This is a genomic window from Methanoculleus sp. UBA291 (genome assembly GCF_002499755.1).
GTDB classification, from domain to species: Archaea; Halobacteriota; Methanomicrobia; order Methanomicrobiales; family Methanoculleaceae; genus Methanoculleus; species Methanoculleus palmolei.
Map to the genome: position 1 here is coordinate 1 of NZ_DANC01000042.1, position 16,058 is coordinate 16,058.

The window sequence follows — 16,058 nt, forward strand, 5'->3', positions numbered from 1 at the left end:
AGGGGCTCACCCCCCTCCCCTCCAACCCCTCCCCCGGTTGCGATACCCGGTGGGAATCCGTGCACGGGTGAGCGAACAATCAGTCCAAACACTTTTAGGACACTGGAAAAGCCGGATGCAGTGAACCGTGGAGGATTCGTCATTAGGGGTGGGATATGCGACGTTCCTCCGGAACGGAGCACGAACACCGAAGGTGCGCAAGCCCGGTGGAAAGTCGTGCACGCACGGATGAGCGATCAAAGAACGTTAAGCCCGGCATGCGGGGAAAATTGGGGCCGGCCAACCCCGGACCGCCATTATGCTTCTGCTGCAGGCGCTTCGACGGGTCGCGCCTGGCCCTGCTCCGGCAGGATGAGCCAGAGCAGGATGTAGATGACAATGCCCGCGACGAATCCCGTGGCTACGGTGATTATGACCCAGATCACCCGGATGACGTTCGGGTCGATCTCAAGGTAGTCTCCTATGCCGCCGCATACGCCGGCGATCCACCGGTCGGTCGTTGAACGGGTTAACTTCTTCATGACAACTCCCAGAATGTTCTTTCTCTCGTCAATATAATAGATTTTTCCCCGGAAGCGGGAGAAATGAGCGTCGATGCCCATCGGCTCACCCGGAGGCGGAACCGACAGCGCCGCGCTTCCGGCACCCGGATCGACGGCGTGCTTTTCTTGACGGGGCGCAGGCATCGCAGCCGCCGCAGGGAGAGGCGATGCGCTCCCCGAAGTATTCAAGGAGCATCGCTCTCCGGCACCCCGTCGTGGTGCAATAGTCCACCATCCTCTGCAGTTTCGCGCGTGCGACCTCGCGCTGGAACTCGGACGGGAGGTCGCGGTCGATCAAAGAGCGGAGGCGTTTTGCATCTTCGTCGCGGTAGAAGAGGATGCAGTCGCTCGTCAGCCCGTCTCTCCCCCCCCGGCCGCTCTCCTGGTAGTAGGCTTCAAGCGTCTTCGGCATATCGTAGTGAACGACGAACCGCACGTCCGGTTTATCGATGCCCATCCCGAACGCGCTCGTCGCACAGACAACCCGGACCTTCCCGTCGATAAACAGGTCCTGCGTCCCGGCCCGGGCCGCCGCCGTCATCCCGGCATGGTAGGGGAGCGCCGAAACGCCGTCGGCCCGGAGCCGTTCCGCAAGCGTCTCGGCCCCTTCCCTCGTCGCGGTGTAAACGATCCCGGTCCCGGTCTTCCGACCCCGCAGATAGACGCGGAGCCGCTCGTATGCGTCTGCGTCTTCTTCCTTCGGGACGACGGCATACCTGAGGTTCTCCCGGTTGAAACTCCCGACGTAGACCGAAGGGTCCGAAAGATTGAGCTGGCGTGCGATGTCCTCACGGACGTCCGGAGTCGCGGTCGCCGTCAGGGCAACCATCGGAACCTCCGGGAACCGCTCCTTGAGGACCGCGAGCGACCGGTACTCGGGGCGGAACTGGTGCCCCCACATCGATATGCAGTGCGCCTCGTCGACCGCGATCAGCGTGACGGGAAGCGATGCAAGGAGCGTGAGGAAATCACCGTCGACCGCTTTCTCCGGCGAGACGTAGAGGATCTGGACCTGGTTCTCGTCCAGGTCCGAGAGGATCCGGCGCGTCGCTGTGTAGGACCCCGAAGAATTCAACGCTTCCGCGCCGATCCCGCGGGCCTGCAGGTCGTCGACCTGGTCTTTCATCAAGGCGATGAGGGGCGAGACCACCAGCGTAACGCCGTCGCCGATGAGCGCGGGGACCTGGTAGCAGAGCGACTTGCCGCCTCCGGTCGCAAGAACCGCAAGGACATCGCGCCCGGCGAGGAGGTCCCGGATTACCTCCCGTTGATAGGGCTTAAATGCCGTATGTCCGAAGTAACGCTGCAGGATCAGGCGAGGGCGATCCATCACTATACATAGGCGCTCCGCCGGCATAGTATCTTCGGCCAGAAACGGGGCTCGATCCGGCGAGATCCTCTATCTCGATATCTCGTCCCAGAAGCCGGCGACGGCGGAGAAGATCCTCTCCCGGAGATCGGCAAGCCGGGCCTCGTCGACCTCGCGCCCCTCGGCCTCGTAGAGGCCGCGGTTGATCTCGACCTGGACCCAGGGGGTCCGTCTCTGCCGGTAGTGCGCCACCGTGATGAACCCGCCCCGGAAGGGGTCGTTCATCACGACCCGCCCTTCGCCGTCAAATTCCGCCTGGAACGACCGGGCGAGCGCCTGGAGCCACACCGGCGGGCAGGTCACGAGACTGCCCGGTTTTTGCGGCTTCCCGTTCCGGTCCCCCCGGTTGCTCAGGCAGAAGAGCGGGCGCGGGCGTCCGGCGTCCATCCTGACCGGCGGAGAGTGAGGCAGCATGCTGTGGCAGTCAAAGGCGATCTCGATGGAATCGGTATTGAGAGCCCCGGCCAGCCGTTCGTGAAACGGATAATAGTAGTTCTGCAGGAGGGACCCGATCACCTCCATGTCGGGCGTCCGGCCCTTCCGGTATATCGGGGTCCCGTCCTGCGTAATGACCTTGACCACGCCGTCCTGAGCCCGCGGCGGATAATCGTAGGGCGGGCGGTTGGTGTCGACGAAGATCCGGGAGACGTCGAAATCAACCAGAGCCGCCACTCTGCCGTCGAACCCGTAGATACGGCGGGTATGGGGATCACTGTTGAACAGGATCTCCTGCCGGGAGAGGTTGATACGGCCGTGGACCTCGGGCGGCACACAGAGACCCCCGTGGGGGATGGAGATGAGGAACGGGTATCGGTCGCTCACCCCATCACCCCTCCCGCAAAGCAGATCCGGGAACTGACGCTCATGCTCTCATTGAAGGTATGGTGATACCCGGTACAAAAGCGCATCGGCTCCGGAAAGAGGTCTCTTCCTCGCGGAAAAACGTGAAATGATTATATCTCCGGCGCCTGTTCCTCTACCCGCCTGCTTGTCTCCTGTGCCTGGAGAACGTCAAGGACATCCTGCATATCGGGCACCAACGTCGCCCGGTACCCCCCGACAAACACGATACGCCGGAATTCGTCGATAACAATGTTGGCCCGCCGGGAATAGCCCTTTGCGCTGTCAAAGACGCCGTAGATCTGTGCCACCTCACCGTGGGGCCAGAAGTCTGCAAGGAGACGGGTCTTCTCGATACCAAGACTCTCCGCCCACGCCCGCTTGCAGGGGGCGGAGTCCACGCTGATGCCGAGTGCGACAGCAGAGAGGGCATTGAACGCCTCCTGATGCGCGTCCAGCGCTTTCATCTGTCTGGCGCAGATGCTGGTCCAGGCCAGCGGGTGAAACGAGAGAATAACCCGCTTTCCCGGAAAGTCTGATAACCGGACTTCATTCCCGTTCTGGTCAGGTATCGAGAAGTCCGGAGCAAGTTCGCCGATCTCGACCATCGCACATTCACCCGGGTAGAGACTCCGGTCCCGATCATGATAAACATTTCTCATGGTCGAGCCCCTCCCGGGTCCGCCGCACAGACTACCTGCAGGTCTCCTTCGGGTGAAGGACTCCGTGATCGGGCCGTTTGTCCGCGGGCGTTATATGCCCGCCGCAAGTCCCGCAGGTTTAAGACTCCTGCCTGTGAGAATAATACAATGCCCGTGGCTACCAGTATCTTGATCATCATCCTGCTGATACTTGCAAACGGTTTCTTCTCGATGACGGAGTTTGCGCTGGTCTCCGCAAAAAAAGCGCGTCTGCAGAAGAAAGCAGCCGGCGGCGACGCCGGGGCGGCGACCGCCCTCGATCTTGCCAGAGAGCCGACGCAGTTCCTCTCCACCATCCAGATCGGCATCACCGTCATCGGGATCGTCTCCGGGGCCTTCGGCGGGGCGACGCTCGCGGGACCTCTCGCAGAAGTCTTCGCCGAAATCCCCCTGTTTGCCCCCTATAGCGGCCCGCTGGCGGGGGTGATCGTCGTCGTGGGCATCACCTACCTCACGCTGGTGATCGGCGAACTGGTGCCGAAGCGGGTGGCTATGACCAATGCCGAGCGGATTGCATCCTTTGTTTCCCGCCCGATACGAGTCCTTTCCCTGGCCGCCGCACCCCTCGTCCAGGTGCTGAGCGCTTCAACCGAAGCGGTCCTTACGGTGCTCGGGGTGCGTAAGCCGACAGGGCCCGAGGTTACGGAGGAGGACGTCAGGGTCCTGATCGGGCAGGCCACCGCGGCGGGAGTGTTTCAGGAAGCGGAACAGGACATGGTCGAGAGCGTCTTTCGTCTCGGCGACCGGCGGGTCAGCGTGCTGATGACCCCGCGGCCCGACATCGTGGCCGTGGACGTGGAAGACCCTCCCGAAGAGAACTGGCGCAAGATAGTAGAGTCCAAACACAGTTATTTTCCGGTCTATCGTGAGCACCTGGACAACCTCCTCGGCATCGTCTCGGTCCGCGGCCTCTGGGCACGGATGATCGCGGGCGAGCCGCCGGACCTTGAGGAGGCAATCGAACCCGCTCTCTTCGTTCCCGAGAGTGTCCTTGCACTCACGGTCCTTGAGAAGTTCAAGACCTCCGGAGCGCGGATCGCCCTTGTCACCGACGAATACGGGAGCATCCAGGGGCTGGTTACGGTGCACGACCTCATGGAATCGATCGTCGGTGATATTCCCTCGGTCGATTACCCGTCCGAAAACCCGGCGGTTCACCGTGAAGACGGGTCATGGCTCCTCGACGGGCTGCTCCCGGTCGATGAGTTCCACGACCTCCTCGGCGTGGGTACCCTGCCCGGGGAGGGGCGTGGATACTACCAGACCCTCGGTGGGTTTGTAATGATGTACCTCGAGCGGACACCGAAGGCCGGAGATTGGTTCTCCTGGAACGACCTCCGGTTTGAGGTTCTCGATATGGACGGCCACCGGGTCGATAAGGTGCTCGTCACGCCGGAGGCTGCCGGCGATGAGAAAAAAGAGGAGTGACGGTCATTCGATCCCGACAAGGCTGACGGTGAATGTCAGGTCTTCGCCTGCAAGGCGATGATTCGCATCGATGGTGATTGCATCGGGCGAGATGCCGGCGACCTGCGCCGGCAGAACCCGCCCGTCCGGCAGGGTTAACTCGACCGTTTCTCCGACGGTCAGGTTCTCTCCGCCGGTGATGCCGGCCGGATCAACGTCAAAGACGAGATCCTCCCGGTATGGTCCGTAGGCCTGGTCGGCCGGAATATGGAGGGTCTTCGTTTCCCCCACCTGCATCCCGACGACACCCGCCTCGAACCCGGGGATCACCTCCCCGCGGCCGACGGTAAACCTGAGCGGTTCGCCGTCGGCGGAACTGTCAAAGACCGTTCCGTTCTCAAACGTGCCGGTGTAGTGGACCGTTACCGGATCTCCCGACTTCACCGATGCCTGCCCGACACAGCCCGAGGAGAAGGCGAAGATACACGCGATCAGCAGGAGGAGACCGAACACATGCGTTCTCTTCATAGGTCCCCTCCGTTATCGAGCGCCTTCTTGAAGCATTCTACCGCTTCCGCAAACCTGCCCCGCCGGTCAAGTGCTTTTCCTTTCAGGTACCATGCCCGGGCGTGACGGGGTTCCGCCGCGAGGACCTTATCAAAGCAGGCGCCCGCCTGCTCGTACTTCCCCTGGTGACCGAGGGCGAGCCCCTTGCAGAACCAGGCATGGGTGTCGCCGTCGCCCAGTTCGATAGCCGTATCAAACGCCTTGAGGGCATCATCGTGCCTTTCCAGCGCGTCCATGAGCATCCCGGTGGCGTTCCAGAAGGCTGCGTTCTTCGGAGCGATCGAGAGCGCCTTCTCGTAACTGGCCAGAGCGTCGTCGTATCTGCCCGCCTTCTCGAGCACCGTCCCCCGCAGGAAGAGGACGGCAGGGTTCTCGGCCTGGAGAACGATGACCTTATCAATCGACTTAACCGCCTCCCCGTACCGGCCGAGATGGATGAGGGCCGATGCATGGGCATGGAGGGCCTCGATGCTGGTCGGTTCCAGTTCCAGCACCCGCGTGTAGGCATCGAGGGCATCCTCATGTCTGCCGGCCCTCCCGTACGCTTCCCCGAGTCTCCGCAGGGTAAGGGTATCCGCCGGGTCCGCCTGGATCACCTTCTCAAAGCATCCCGCCGCATCGGCGTAGCGCCCGAGCCACATGAAGATCTCTCCGCGCCGCTGCCAGGCAACCCTGTTCTCCGGGCTGACCGCGAGGATGCTTTCGGAGCACTCCAGCGCCTCTTCGTAGCGCCCCATATGCACAAGAGCGCTCTCGAGGGTGTTCCATGCCCCGGCATCATGCTCATCGCCCTTGAGCACCAGCGCGTACTGCCTGATCGCGTCGCCGAATCTTCCGTCCCGCTCGAGCGCCATGCCGAACGCCATTCTCGCATCCCGGTCGTCGGGCGTGATCTCCAGGTACTGCTCGTAGGCTTCGCCCGCCTCCGCGTGTCTGCCGACGGCTTCCAGCATCTCCGCCCGGACCCTTGCAACCGCCGCGTTCGCGGGATCGGAGTCGAGCACCCGGTCGCAGCACTCAATCGCCCTCTGGTGCCTGCCGAGCCGTGCGAGCGTGACGGCGAGCGCAAACCAGGCACCGGTATCCGCCGGCCGCCCGTCGGTCACTCGCGTATAACACTCCGCCGCCTCCGCGTCCTGTCCCATCTTCTCCAGGGCCCGGCCGCGGTTAAACCATGCAAAGAGGTTGTCCGGCTCCGCGACGGTGGCCTGTTTAAAGCACCCGGCCGCTTCCTCATACTGCCCGAGCGCGGTCAGGACGATCCCGCGGTTCACCAGGTATCCCCCCGCATCCGGATCGGCTGCAAGAAGGGTTTTGTAGCAGTCGGCCGCTGCAGCATAGTCCCCGAGGTCCTCGAGGACCCGTGCTTTCCGGGCAATTACCCCGGTGTCTCCCGGGCTTGCCTCCGCCGCCCGGTTGATCGCTTCAATCGCCTCCCCGTATCGTCCGAGGCGTTCGAGCGCCCCGCTCCGGCCGAGCAGGGCGGCCCGGTCGGCCGGGTTTCCGGAAAGCACCCGGTCGAAGCAGGCAAGCGCCTCCTCATACCCGCCAAGGTGCATGAGCACCTCTCCCCTGCTCTTCTCGGCTGCCGTATCTCCGGGATTGATCCCGAGGAGGGCACCGAACGCCTCCGCCGCCTCCGCGTACCGGGAGAGGTGCACCAGGGCATCGCCCTTCCTGTGCAGGAAGTGTGGGTCGTCTCCGGCACCCGGCACCTGTTCAAGGTATGCCAGGGCGTCGCCGTATCGGCCGAGGTTCATGAGGATGTCGGCCTTCATCAGCCGGGCAACGGCATTTTGCGGTTCTTTTTCAAGAACCGCGTCCAGGCGGTGGTTCGCCTCGTCATACCTCCCCAGGTGAAGAAGTGCGGTGCTGCTCTGCTGCAGGACGACAGCGTTCCCGGGGTCGGCCGCAAGAACGCGTTCGAAATCCTCCTCCGCTTCCGCGTACCGGCCGAGGTGAAGCAACGCAATCCCCCGGCAGTTCAGGACGTTCTCGCTCCGGGCATCGAACTTCAACGGCTTCGACTTCTCGAAAGCCGCCGACCCGTCTTTCTCAAAGAGCGCAAGGTCGGTGCCGCTCCCGATCCACTTCATCCCGGTCGCTGCCTGATTCTCAAGTACGCGGTCGAACGACCGGATCGCCTCGGCGTACTGGCCCAGGCGGAAGAGCGCCATGCCGCGGACGTACCAGACCTGGACCTGACTCTGGTCGTGTTTCAGGATCTGGTCGAAACTCTTCACCGCACGGTCATAGCGGCCGAGCGTATCGTAGACCAGCCCCATGGAGTAGCGCACCGGGATGTTGTCCGGAGCGGCGAGGGCGACCTTATCGAAGCATTCCATCGCCTCTGCGTAGTCTCCCGCCCGGAGGAGCAGCGAGCCGCAACGGTACCGGACGGGGAGGTTTTCAGGGTCGGCGGCGGCGATCTCCCGGTAGCAGCCGGCGGCGTCCTGGAACCGGCCGGTGTGCTCGAGCGCCAGGGCTTTGCCGTAGAGTGCATCGAGGTTGCGGGGTTCTTTGTCGAGCACCTTGTTGAACGTGTCGACGGCTTCGGGGTAGTTCCCTTGGTAGAGGAGGGCGTTCCCCTTTCGAGCGAGGGTTTCGGTGCTGTCGGGGTTTTCCCGAAGGATTCTCTCAAAGTTGACCGCTGCTTCCCGGTAATTCCCGGTTCGTTCGAGCATCCTTCCGAGTTTCTCCCGCAGGACACCGTCTTCCGGGTTTCCCTCCAGTGCCCGCCGGTAGGCGGCCGCCGCGTCGGCGTATCGACCGAGCCTCTCAAGCATCTCGCCCTGCCAGCAGGAGGCGTTCGTGTCCGCGGGGTTGTCTTCGATGACCGTTGCGAAACACCCGGCCGCCTCCTCGTAGTTGCCGGTTCGGGAGAGGGCGTGCCCCAGTGTCCGCAGTATCCCGGCATCGCCGGGAGACGATTCGAGCGCTTTCCGCAGCCAGTCCACGGCTTCGTCGTCCCTGCCGAGACAGGCGAGCGCCTCGCCCATGGCCCGGCGGATGGGACCGTTTTCAGGATCAACCTTGAGCGCCTTCTCGAAGCTCTTCACCGCCTCACCGTAGTTCCCGGCCTCAAACTGCGCGGTTCCCTGTTGTATCGCGGGGTTGACGTTCTTCCCCTGCCCCAGTATATTACCGAAGAAATCCATCCGGCACCCTTTGCTGTTGTTCGTTAGGTATGCGAGTATTCACTGTTATATCCTCTGTGATCGGTTTTCTCTTCTCCCGGTGATCGATGTTCTTCTCAAGGTTGATGCGCCGGCCGCTGCTTGAAAGGACCGGTCTGCGTCGGTTATGGGACCGGGGTGATATGAGGGGTACCGGCAATCGACACGCAACGGTCATGGCGAGAGAGATCCCGGGAGACAGGCGGGACAAACCGCCCATCTCCGTTCAAACGTCCAGAATAGGGTCGAACTGCGATTTGCCGACCGGGCCGTAGAAACTCGATATCTTTTGGTCCATTCCGCAGATCGGGCAGGCATAGTCCTCCGGCAGGTCCTCGAACGCAGTGCCTTTCGGGTACCCCCGGAGCGGTTCGCCGCGGTTTTTGTCATACACGTAGCCGCAGATCTTGCAGACGAACTTCGTCGGCTCCCAGGGCTCGAACCCCCATGCCCCGATCGGCCCTTTGCCGGTCGCACCGCAGACCGGACAGACGTAGTCCTCCGGCAGGTCTTCAAACGCGGTTCCTGCCGGGACGCCGCGGTGAGGTTCGCCCCGCAGCGGCGAGTAGATGTAGTTGCAGTACCTGCACCGGTATCGCTTCACCTTCTCCATGCCGGTCACACTCCTTCAAGATAGCCACCCGCACAGTCGTGGGGTGCGCTCCTGAAAGGCGGCTTATCAGATAAGGCTTCGCGTGGATTGTCCCGGCGTCGCGCGTGACCGCTATCCATACAGGGCTCTGCTGCCGCCGCTCTACGTCCGAAAGAAGACTTTGAGAATATACACGGTTTCTCGATGCCGCCGGCAGGGGGAGCGAATCGGGTACGGCAAAACGGAAACCGCCCCGGCCCTCGCGCGGTCTCAGTCGCAGGAGACCTCGCCGGTGTCCCCGTTCACCGTCACCCGGGTTCCGGGGGCAAGGCCGGAGAACTCCGGCGGCAGGCGGTCAACCATGGGGATACCTGCAATGATTGCCCCGACCGCGATGATCGGTTCGGCCTCCGTATTGATGATCGCCGCAGGAGCATACCCGTTCTGCTTTAATGCGTAGATCACGTAGGATCCGACCGTCGAGCCTTTTCCGTACGGGAAGGCCAGCACGCGCCCGGCAATGGAGTGCCCCTCCAGCGGGTGCCCGCGCTCGACTACGGTGCCGGTCTCCGGGTCGACGCCCGAGAGGAACGATATGGGTTCGGACGAGACAAGGAGGTCTCCGCTGCCAAGACCCCTGGATATGCTTCTGCCCTGCACGATCATTTCACCACACTATAATATGAGGTTGGAGATCCAACTATATGAGTGACATGGACGAAACCATTGGCAACACTCCTGGCAGCGAGCACGACATGCTTACGCTCCAGATTCAGGATCTAAAGGCGCAGATCCTGGATTATAAACTTAAAAACGAGTTGCTGGAAAAGGAACTCCTGCAGCTCCGGAAAGAGAACGCTCAGTTAAAGCGCGTGCCGCTGTTTGTTGCCGCTGTGGTCGATGTGCTTGAGAACGGCGAAGTGTATCTCCGGCAGCAGGGCAACAACCAGGAATACGTTACCGCAGTCAATGCACGACTCCACCGCACTCTTAAGCCCGGGATGAAGGTGGCTGTGAACAATACCCTCTCTATCGTCAAGACTATCGGCAACGTCTACGACTCGAGAATCAGGGTTATGGAGCTCGACGAGCAGCCGAGCGTAACGTTCGAGCAGATCGGCGGTCTAAGGGAGGAGATCGAGGAGGTCAGGGAAGCCGTCGAGTACCCGCTCACGAAGCCCGAGATCTACGAACGCATCGGCGTGGAGCCCCCGAAGGGTATCCTTCTCTACGGCCCGCCCGGTACCGGAAAGACCCTGATTGCAAAGGCGGTCGCCCACCAGTCCAACGCCCGGTTCATCAGGATGTCCGGAAGCGAACTCGTCCACAAGTACATCGGGGAGGGTGCGCAGCTCGTCCGTGAACTCTTCATCCTCGCCCGGGAACGCGCTCCGGCCATCGTCTTTATCGACGAGATCGATGCGATCGGGAGCATGCGTACGAACGACGGGACCTCCGGCAGCGCCGAGGTCCAGCGGACGCTGATGCAGCTCCTGGCGGAGATGGACGGGTTCGGGAACCGCGGCAACGTCCGGATCATGGCGGCGACGAACCGGATCGATATGCTGGACCCGGCTCTCCTCCGTCCGGGCCGGTTCGACCGGATCATCCAGGTCCCGCTCCCCGATGCCGGCGCGCGCCTTGAGATCCTGAAGATCCACACCGCGAAGATGGCGCTCTCCGGGGACATGGACCTTGCCGCGATTGCAGAACGCGCCGGGAGCACCACCGGTGCGGAGTTGCAGGCGATCTGCCGCGAGGCTGGTATGATGGCGATCAGGAGAAACGCCGATGCCGTCGAACAGGCCGACTTCCTTGCGGCGATCAAGAAAGTGAAGCGCGAGGCGGCGGCGCCCGACAGCCGCATGTATATCTGACGGGATTCTCCCGCCACTCTTTTTTGTCCGCACCTGACGGTGCTTGAACCGGCCTTTCAGCCCGTCGTATTCCATCCCTCAGTCACATGAACGATGCATGGATTCCAGGGTATCGCCATTGGAGGGAGGGGGACCCCCGTTGCGATAGTCATCACAGTCCAGTGTACCGGGCTTTCAAGTCTTAACCTCGATCTCCGCGAGAAGACTCTCTCATCTGTCCTCCTGCCGATGGAGTTCCGGGGCAGCATCGAAGGAAGTCTTATCGACCTCGTGCTCCCACAACTATGCAATGAACGTCCTCCTCATTCAACCGGAGGGGGTTGACCTCTACGCTACCCTGCTCAAATCCGAGACCAGCAGGAAGGCCCTCCGTTTTTACCAGCCCGACCATCTGGCATACGGGATGCGCATCCGGACGGCGTCTCTCGGGAGTGCGCTTGCTCTCGTCTCCGAACTCCGGTGGTACATCCAGCGCTACGTCGAAGAGGTCCTCTTCGAGCCCGCGGAGGGGGGGGTCTTCTGCTCGTCCGGCCTTGCCGGGCAGATCTACGAGCGGGACGTGAGACCCGCCGCTCCGTGGAGGTACCGGTGTCTCTATCGGATCTCGGGAGACCATATGGTTGATACCAGCTGGATGGGGGAAGGCACGACGCCGGAGGCGTATGCCGACCGGGTCGAGCCCGGCGATACGGTGCTTGAGGTCTGGTGCACCGAAGAGGAGTACCCGACCGGGTAGGGCGGCCGGGGCGTCGGCGGTCCAGGTATGCACGGCGGGCATCCTCCGCGGGATGAACGAAGGTCTGTCGGGATACCCCGGCCGCCCCCCCCTCTCCCGCAGCGATTGTTTCGCGGCAAGAGGATTCCCGGAACGGTGCACGTCCTGTGACTGCTGCGTAAGGGCCCGCCGCCCGGGCGGGTCGTATCGACCCGGAGTCGGGTCTCATTCCTGGGAGGGTATGAGGCTATCACAAGCCTCAGCCTCCGCGGACCCGAAACCAGGCCTCCAATCCCCGTCTATCGAGTATCTATGATGCGTATGAACTTTTTATGAGGAGGAGCGACCATGGGACGATCGATATCGTTTGAGGAGAACATTCTCAAAAAAAAGACGGGTGCCCAATTCATTACCGGGTCACGCCCGACCGCCACGGCAATATCAAAAAATTGCCCCGGTGTGGGCAAAACTGGAGTCGAAATGTGAGTTTCACCGGATTCCGAACGCAGGTCACTGCTCCAATCAGGACAACCCCAAAGCGTTCAACTCACTGCTTGTCTCGTTCCTGCGTAAGCATCGCCCGGTGTGAACTCTGCACTGTGACGCTCCCGGTATGCCCTCCGTGGACTGCCGTGCCCAGGAAAAGGGTTCCAGCGTTCAGAAAGAGAGTATGCCTGCCCTCCTCATTGCAGGACTATATTCCATATATTGGGAGATCGAACGCTGATACATGCAGCGCACATGGATCGGCGGGGATCTGAGGTTCTCCTACTGCACCGAGCACGACCTTCCCGATATATCCCGGATGCTCGCAAAGGAGTCGGTCTGCAGGTGGCTGTTCTTCGGACCGAACACGGAGGAGGCCACCCGGTCCTATTTTCTCCCTCTGATCGAGGAGATGCAGGCAGCGCTCGCGGAGGGGAAAACGCCGGATCACCATGTCTTCACAGTCAGACTGGAGGATACCGGGGAGTTCGTCGGGCAGTGTGCACTCCTGTCGGTCGATTTCAGTCCAGGAGCGTTTCTTATCGGCTACCAGTTCGACGATACGTACTGGGGAAGAGGCTACGGCACCATGGCCTGCAACTTTCTGGTCTACTTCGCTTTTGCCGTGCTCGACGGTTACCGGCTGAACGGCGACACCGTTGCCGATAACACGCCGTCGCGGCGGGTGATGGAGAGATGCGGCTTTGTCCGGGAAGGCGTCCAGAGGCGATACTGGCATGCACGGGGCGGGTATTACGATCGTGTGATCTTCGGCCTCCTCGCGAGCGATCTTGTTCCGGGGCGCCTTTCGGCACTGGAAAAAACGTTCAAGGCATAGCGTTCGGCTATAGTATTCCGGCAAAGCCGTTATTCAAAAAGAGAGTACCCTTCAGGCGAACATCTCGCCGAAGGTGGTATGGAAGTGGTGGCGGTCGAAGTCCACCGAGAGTTTGTCGATCGCCTTCATGAAGTCGTCGCCGGTGACCGCATCGCGCTCCATCCTGATGGCGAACATTCCCGCCTCCATGCATATCGCCCGGAGATCGGCGCCGTTCTTCCCTTCCGTGAGCCGGGAGACCTCCGAGAGGTTGACGTCCTCACCGAGGTTCATGTGCATGGTGTGGATCTTTAAGATGGCAAGCCTTCCTGCGTGGTCCGGGAGCGGGATCTCGATCATCCGGTCGAACCGGCCGGGACGGAGGAGGGCGCGGTCGAGGATATCGATCCGGTTCGTGGCGGCGATGATCTTGACGTCGCCCCGGTTTTCGAACCCGTCCATCTCCGCCAGGAGCTGCATCAGCGTCCGCTGGACTTCGCGGTCGCCGGACGTCGTCGAGTCGTTTCGGTGCGCGCCGATAGCGTCTATCTCGTCGATGAAGATGATCGACGGCGACTTCTGTTTCGCGAGGTCGAAGAGTTCCCTGACCAGGCGTGCCCCCTCGCCGATGTACTTCTGCACCAGCTCCGAACCCACCACGCGGAGGAAGTGCGCGTTTGTCTGGTGGGCAACCGCCCGTGCAAGGAGCGTCTTCCCCGTACCGGGAGGGCCGTAGAGGAGCACGCCTTTCGGCGGGGAGATCCCGACCTTCTCGAAGAGGTGCGGCTTTGTGAGGGGGAGCTCGACGGCTTCGCGGACCTCCTCGATCTGCGGCTCAAGGCCGCCGATGTTCTCGTAGGTCTCTTCCGGCGACTCAACCAGTTCCATGCCGTAGATCTGCGCGTCGTAACTCGTGGGGAGCACATCCACGATGGCGAGGGACTGCTGGTTGAGCGTGCATCTCACACCCGGTTTGAGGAGATCGGGGTCGATGAGCTGGGAGGTCCGGACTAAAAATCGCGGTCCTGCGCTGCTCCGCACAATCACCCGGCTGTTGTCGATAACGTCCGTAACCGTCCCGATCACGAGCGGGGGACTTCTGAGCTGTTCGATCTCGCTCTTCAGTTTTCGGAGCTCGCGTTCGTAGCGGATCTTCTGAGTCTCAACGTATCGTTTCTCGGACTCCATCTGGCGGAACTGCTCGCGCAGCTCCAGGTTTCGGTTTTCGAGGTTCGTTATCCTTTCCAGGAGATACTGGTAGATGTCTTCACCGGTATCCTTCTCGGGTGTCTGCCGAACGATATCTCCCATGGGTCTCCTCAAATAATTATATAGGTTAAAATAAATATAAAGTTGTTTGCGAGACTTATGCAGTGTGAACTATGCGGCGCTCCTATCCAGGGACCGTCAAAAATCATTATGATCGAGGGTGCGGAACTCTGTGTCTGCTCCCGATGCGCAAAATACGGTACGGAAGTCCAGCAACCGCGACGAAAAGGCGCCCCGCAGAAGACATCGGGGTTCGCCGTCCCGCAGACCCGGAGGAGACCTCGCGACGTCTTCGACCTGATGGAAGGAGAGATCGTCGACGATTATGCCGACCGAATCCGGATCGCCCGCGAAGAGAAGGGGTGGTCCACGCTCGATCTCGCACAGGCGATAAAGGAACGCGAACTCCTCGTCAAAAAAATCGAGAAGGGAGACCTTATTCCCGAGGACGACGTCCGGAAAAAACTTGAAAAAGCGCTCAATATCAGGCTGATCGATTCGGCCGAAGACAGTACCTCCGCAGGCGGGCCGGGCCGGGTGGCCATGACCGTCGGCGACGTAATCGCGTTCAAGAAGAGCCGGAAGTAAGGCTCTTCCCATACGTTTTTCCGGATCTCCTCCGGGCCCGTCACGGACTCACCCTTCGCGCGGGAATCCGGCACCTATTTATACAATAAATGGGTAACGCTATCCCTAATGCGTGGTGAATGTTTTTTCGCCGGTGAACGTTTTTACCTCGGCTAACGAAGTAACTCCTACCCCCGCAGAGACAACCAGCCGCCTTTTGACCGTCGATGTCGGTAACTCTGGAGCGGCAGCGTTTTATCGCTATTTTAGCCAGTTTACCTGGTATTAACCGTTCTCGGAAGACCGTATCATCCGGGTCCGGGAGGATTTGTGATCATGAGAGGAAAAGAGATTCGTCTGGAACGTATTATGGATCGGAACACCGGCAGGACCATCATCGTGCCGCTCGATCACGGCGTGACGCTCGGCCCCATCCCGGGGCTGGTCGACGTCGGAAGGACCATCGATCTCGTCGCCGAAGGCGGGGCAAATGCGGTTATCGGGCACGTGGGGCTTGCGCTGCACGGACACCGGGGGCATGGGCGGGACGTCGGTCTCATCATGCACCTCTCGGCAAGCACCAGCATCGGCCCCGACCCGAACGACAAGGTGCTTGTGAACACCGTTACGAACGCCCTGAAGATGGGCGCCGACGGCGTCTCGGTGCACATCAACGTCGGGGCCGACTCCGAGGCAAGGATGCTCGAAGACCTGGGCCGGGTCGCGGTCGAATGCATGGAGTGGGGAATGCCGCTCCTCGCGATGATGTACCCGCGCGGTCGGAAGGTCGCGGACGAGCACGACCTTGAGAGCGTCAAACTTTCCGCACGGGTGGCGGCGGAACTCGGCGCCGACATCGTCAAGACGGTCTACACCGGCGATCCGGACTCGTTCCGGGAGGTGACCCGGGGATGCCCGGTGCCCGTCGTGGTCGCGGGAGGCTCAAAGACCGACGACCGGGCGACCCTCGCCCTCGTCGAGGGCGCGATGGAAGGCGGAGCCGCCGGCATCTCTATCGGGAGGAACGCCTTCCAGCACCCGGCACCCAACCGTCTGATCCGCGCTGCGGCGCTGATCGTCCACGAAGGACGGTCGGCAGAAGAGGCAATGGAGATTCTTCGGACGTGAACGAG

The 16,058-nt window shown here is 61.7% G+C and carries 15 protein-coding genes; 6 read left to right on the forward strand and 9 right to left on the reverse strand.

Features of this window, described 5'->3' with window-relative positions:
- Positions 1-296 precede the first annotated feature (296 nt).
- The 4 genes from BP737_RS10265 to BP737_RS10280 all read right to left on the reverse strand — a co-directional run bounded on the left by BP737_RS10265 (position 297) and on the right by BP737_RS10280 (position 3,413).
- Positions 297-521, reverse strand: coding sequence for a PspC domain-containing protein (locus BP737_RS10265; RefSeq protein ID WP_292407459.1), 225 nt, complete (start codon positions 519-521; stop codon positions 297-299).
- A gap of 85 nt (positions 522-606) precedes the next feature.
- The gene (locus tag BP737_RS10270) at positions 607-1,872 is read right to left on the reverse strand and encodes a RecQ family ATP-dependent DNA helicase (protein WP_292407456.1); all 1,266 of its coding nucleotides are present in this window, start codon (positions 1,870-1,872) and stop codon (positions 607-609) included.
- 69 nt (positions 1,873-1,941) lie between these two features.
- Positions 1,942-2,733 (reverse strand): N-formylglutamate amidohydrolase, encoded by a 792-nt coding sequence (locus tag BP737_RS10275; protein ID WP_292407453.1) that lies wholly within the window; start codon positions 2,731-2,733, stop codon positions 1,942-1,944.
- A 131-nt stretch (positions 2,734-2,864) separates the two neighbouring features.
- Complete coding sequence (locus tag BP737_RS10280) at positions 2,865-3,413, reverse strand: redoxin domain-containing protein (RefSeq protein ID WP_292407450.1); 549 nt, start codon at positions 3,411-3,413, stop codon at positions 2,865-2,867.
- A gap of 147 nt (positions 3,414-3,560) precedes the next feature.
- Between BP737_RS10280 and BP737_RS10285 the strand changes: the two genes are divergently transcribed.
- Complete coding sequence (locus tag BP737_RS10285) at positions 3,561-4,880, forward strand: hemolysin family protein (RefSeq protein ID WP_292407447.1); 1,320 nt, start codon at positions 3,561-3,563, stop codon at positions 4,878-4,880.
- Between the two features lie 3 nt (positions 4,881-4,883).
- Here the strand turns inward: BP737_RS10285 and BP737_RS10290 are convergent, their stop codons facing one another.
- The 4 genes from BP737_RS10290 to BP737_RS10305 all read right to left on the reverse strand — a co-directional run bounded on the left by BP737_RS10290 (position 4,884) and on the right by BP737_RS10305 (position 9,860).
- Positions 4,884-5,387 carry an FKBP-type peptidyl-prolyl cis-trans isomerase gene (locus tag BP737_RS10290; protein WP_292407444.1) on the reverse strand — a complete coding sequence of 168 codons (504 nt, stop codon included), beginning with the start codon at positions 5,385-5,387 and terminating at the stop codon, positions 4,884-4,886.
- The gene (locus tag BP737_RS10295) at positions 5,384-8,584 is read right to left on the reverse strand and encodes a tetratricopeptide repeat protein (RefSeq protein ID WP_292407441.1); all 3,201 of its coding nucleotides are present in this window, start codon (positions 8,582-8,584) and stop codon (positions 5,384-5,386) included. Before BP737_RS10295 ends, BP737_RS10290 begins: the two co-directional genes overlap by 4 nt.
- A gap of 244 nt (positions 8,585-8,828) precedes the next feature.
- On the reverse strand, positions 8,829-9,215 hold the full coding sequence (locus tag BP737_RS10300; RefSeq protein ID WP_292407421.1) for a rubredoxin: 387 nt from the start codon (positions 9,213-9,215) through the stop codon (positions 8,829-8,831).
- 249 nt (positions 9,216-9,464) lie between these two features.
- Positions 9,465-9,860 (reverse strand): DUF126 domain-containing protein, encoded by a 396-nt coding sequence (locus tag BP737_RS10305; RefSeq protein WP_292407420.1) that lies wholly within the window; start codon positions 9,858-9,860, stop codon positions 9,465-9,467.
- 38 nt (positions 9,861-9,898) lie between these two features.
- Here BP737_RS10305 and BP737_RS10310 point away from each other — a divergent pair, with 38 nt between their 5' ends.
- The 3 genes from BP737_RS10310 (at position 9,899) to BP737_RS10320 (ending at position 13,110) form a co-directional block, all read left to right on the forward strand.
- The gene (locus tag BP737_RS10310) at positions 9,899-11,071 is read left to right on the forward strand and encodes a proteasome-activating nucleotidase (RefSeq protein ID WP_292407417.1); all 1,173 of its coding nucleotides are present in this window, start codon (positions 9,899-9,901) and stop codon (positions 11,069-11,071) included.
- A 289-nt stretch (positions 11,072-11,360) separates the two neighbouring features.
- Complete coding sequence (locus BP737_RS10315) at positions 11,361-11,807, forward strand: DUF5804 family protein (protein ID WP_292407413.1); 447 nt, start codon at positions 11,361-11,363, stop codon at positions 11,805-11,807.
- A gap of 709 nt (positions 11,808-12,516) precedes the next feature.
- The gene (locus BP737_RS10320; RefSeq protein WP_292407410.1) at positions 12,517-13,110 is read left to right on the forward strand and encodes a GNAT family N-acetyltransferase; all 594 of its coding nucleotides are present in this window, start codon (positions 12,517-12,519) and stop codon (positions 13,108-13,110) included.
- A gap of 51 nt (positions 13,111-13,161) precedes the next feature.
- Here the strand turns inward: BP737_RS10320 and BP737_RS10325 are convergent, their stop codons facing one another.
- Entirely contained in the window at positions 13,162-14,400 is a 1,239-nt protein-coding gene (locus tag BP737_RS10325) for a proteasome-activating nucleotidase (protein ID WP_292407407.1), read from the reverse strand.
- A 57-nt stretch (positions 14,401-14,457) separates the two neighbouring features.
- Between BP737_RS10325 and BP737_RS10330 the strand changes: the two genes are divergently transcribed.
- A complete protein-coding gene (locus BP737_RS10330) occupies positions 14,458-14,946 on the forward strand; it encodes a multiprotein bridging factor aMBF1 (RefSeq protein WP_292407404.1) in 489 nt (162 codons plus the stop codon).
- Positions 14,947-15,261: 315 nt separating this feature from the next.
- Positions 15,262-16,053 (forward strand): 2-amino-3,7-dideoxy-D-threo-hept-6-ulosonate synthase, encoded by a 792-nt coding sequence (locus BP737_RS10335; RefSeq protein WP_292407401.1) that lies wholly within the window; start codon positions 15,262-15,264, stop codon positions 16,051-16,053.
- Positions 16,054-16,058: the final 5 nt, after the last annotated feature.

Bases quoted from the DNA above. Each gene is read 5' to 3' on its own strand.
- BP737_RS10265 (WP_292407459.1), bottom strand. From the start codon at position 521: ATGAAGAAGTTAACCCGTTCAACGACCGACCGGTGGATCGCCGGCGTA.
- BP737_RS10270 (WP_292407456.1), bottom strand. From the start codon at position 1,872: ATGGATCGCCCTCGCCTGATCCTGCAGCGTTACTTCGGACATACGGCA.
- BP737_RS10280 (WP_292407450.1), bottom strand. From the start codon at position 3,413: ATGAGAAATGTTTATCATGATCGGGACCGGAGTCTCTACCCGGGTGAA.
- BP737_RS10285 (WP_292407447.1), top strand. From the start codon at position 3,561: ATGCCCGTGGCTACCAGTATCTTGATCATCATCCTGCTGATACTTGCA.
- BP737_RS10290 (WP_292407444.1), bottom strand. From the start codon at position 5,387: ATGAAGAGAACGCATGTGTTCGGTCTCCTCCTGCTGATCGCGTGTATC.
- BP737_RS10295 (WP_292407441.1), bottom strand. From the start codon at position 8,584: ATGGATTTCTTCGGTAATATACTGGGGCAGGGGAAGAACGTCAACCCC.
- BP737_RS10300 (WP_292407421.1), bottom strand. From the start codon at position 9,215: ATGGAGAAGGTGAAGCGATACCGGTGCAGGTACTGCAACTACATCTAC.
- BP737_RS10305 (WP_292407420.1), bottom strand. From the start codon at position 9,860: ATGATCGTGCAGGGCAGAAGCATATCCAGGGGTCTTGGCAGCGGAGAC.
- BP737_RS10310 (WP_292407417.1), top strand. From the start codon at position 9,899: ATGAGTGACATGGACGAAACCATTGGCAACACTCCTGGCAGCGAGCAC.
- BP737_RS10315 (WP_292407413.1), top strand. From the start codon at position 11,361: ATGAACGTCCTCCTCATTCAACCGGAGGGGGTTGACCTCTACGCTACC.
- BP737_RS10320 (WP_292407410.1), top strand. From the start codon at position 12,517: ATGCAGCGCACATGGATCGGCGGGGATCTGAGGTTCTCCTACTGCACC.
- BP737_RS10325 (WP_292407407.1), bottom strand. From the start codon at position 14,400: ATGGGAGATATCGTTCGGCAGACACCCGAGAAGGATACCGGTGAAGAC.
- BP737_RS10330 (WP_292407404.1), top strand. From the start codon at position 14,458: ATGCAGTGTGAACTATGCGGCGCTCCTATCCAGGGACCGTCAAAAATC.
- BP737_RS10335 (WP_292407401.1), top strand. From the start codon at position 15,262: ATGAGAGGAAAAGAGATTCGTCTGGAACGTATTATGGATCGGAACACC.